Raw genomic sequence first — 2005 nt, 5'->3', positions numbered from 1 at the left:
TTGGCCACGGTCGTTCGAGATTACCAGGATAAAAGCAATAGTGGCGGTCACCGATATTGTACCGGCCCACCTGACCGACACCACTACGAAAGGGGTTCACCCCATGTCACCCTTACAGTCGAGTTGCGCCCTGCCTGAGGCTGCCACGTCTCGAAATGGACGGGAAGGCATCTGTCTTGATCATGACCAGTCCTTGCAGCAATGGATCCTTGCATGATGACCGAAACCTGCAAGGTCCTGATGATCTTCCCGCTTTTCAACGCCAATTCATTCTGGAACTACAAGGAAGCCTGCGATCTTGCGGGCGCACGCTATCCGGCGGCCCCCCTTGGCCTGGTCACGGTCGCAGCCCTCCTGCCCCGGGACTGGGAAGTCCGGCTGGTCAACCGCAATACCGAAGACCTTGTGGATGCCGATTACGACTGGGCCGACATGGTCATGACCGGCGGCATGCTGCCGCAGCGCAATGATGCGCTGCACATCATCGAGACCTGCCGCGCGCGCGGCAAGCCGGTGGTGGTGGGTGGCCCCGACGTGACCTCCAGCCCATCGCTTTACAGCGCCGCCAATTTTCAGGTTCTGGGCGAGGCCGAAGAGATCATGGATGATTTCATCGCCGTCTGGCACAGCGGCGTGCGGCAGGGCATGTTTGAGGCTCCCATGGGCAAGACGGATGTGACCAAAAGCCCATTGCCGCGCTTTGACCTGCTCAAGCTGGATCAGTACCTGCACGTGGGCATCCAGTTCTCGCGCGGTTGTCCGTTCAGTTGCGAGTTCTGCGACATCATTGAACTCTATGGCCGAGTGCCGCGCACCAAGACCAATGCGCAGGTCATGGCCGAACTCGATGCCCTGTACGCGCTTGGCTATCGCGGACATGTGGATTTTGTCGATGACAACCTGATTGGCAACAAGAAGGCGCTCAAGAAATTCCTGCCCGACCTGAAACGCTGGCAGAACGAGAAGAACTTTCCATTCGAGTTCTCGACCGAGGCATCGATCAACCTTGCCGATGATGCCGACCTGCTGCGCAGCCTGGCCGATACCAATTTCTTCGCCATATTCGTCGGCATCGAAAGCCCGGATACAGACTCCCTCGTGCTGATGCAGAAAAAGCAGAACACGCGGCGCAGCCTGCAGCAGAGCATCGAGACGATCCACAAGGCCGGGATTTTCGTCAATGCGGGCTTCATCGTGGGTTTCGACAGCGAAAAGGGCAGTGTCGCCCAGGGCATGATCGACTGTATCGAGGATACGTCCATCCCAGTCTGCATGGTCGGCCTGCTTTACGCCCTGCCCACGACGCAGCTGACGCGGCGCCTGCTGGCGGAAGGCCGCCTTTTTTCCGGCAGTGAACAGACGCAGTCGGGCGACCAATGCACGGCGGGGCTGAATTTCGAGACAAAACGCCCGCGTCGCGACGTGCTGAACGATTACAGGACGGTGCTTGCGGCCATCTATGACCCAGTCGCCTATTTCGGCCGCGTGCGCAGGCTGGGCCGGATGCTCGGGCGCAAGCGCGCGCACCGGATGATAAAGGATGATTTGCGCAGCTTTGTCCGGCTCATGTTCCGCATCCACCGTGCGGGGCCGGGAACGGCCGGGCAGTTCTGGCGCATGATGCTGGACTGCGCCCTGCATAACCCGCGCGCGCTGCCCTATGTGGTGATGACAAGCGCGCTTTACCTGCATCTTGGCCCGTTTTCACGCCAGGTCATTGCCGAGATCGACCGCGAGATCGCGGATGTGGACCAGGGCCGCTGGCACGTGCCGCCCGTTGTACGTCATGTCAAGGCAGAACTCGTGCCAGTCTAAACCGTGTTAAGGGAAGATGAAGGAGTATGCATGATGTACAATAAAAGCGCTAATATGCATTGCCTGTTAAAGCGCATTTCGTATAAATTCCGACATAACGAAGCTATTCCACTTATCAAAATATATATTGAATTAATGAAAAGAATTGTTCAATAAATAATTTGTTTTAAATTTTATTATACGATATTTT

General features: G+C 56.9%; 2 protein-coding genes. Both read left to right on the top strand.

What is annotated here, in order from left to right; all coding sequences use genetic code 11:
* Nucleotides 1–217: hypothetical protein (locus tag AC1RQ9_RS18760; RefSeq protein ID WP_485988096.1), on the top strand; the 217-nt coding region annotated here is incomplete at its 5' end.
* Nucleotides 214–1815, top strand: coding sequence for a B12-binding domain-containing radical SAM protein (locus tag AC1RQ9_RS18755; RefSeq protein WP_171790619.1), 1602 nt, complete (start codon nucleotides 214–216; stop codon nucleotides 1813–1815). The genes AC1RQ9_RS18760 and AC1RQ9_RS18755, both read left to right, overlap by 4 nt.
* The last annotated feature ends 190 nt before the right edge of the window (nucleotides 1816–2005 follow it).

It is taken from the genome of Komagataeibacter ossonobensis, assembly GCF_057359305.1.
Note: the sequence above shows the minus strand (reverse complement) of the source record. Positions and strands in the feature narration are given on the sequence as shown.

Bases quoted from the DNA above. Each gene is read 5' to 3' on its own strand.
- AC1RQ9_RS18755 (WP_171790619.1), top strand. From the start codon at position 214: ATGATGACCGAAACCTGCAAGGTCCTGATGATCTTCCCGCTTTTCAAC.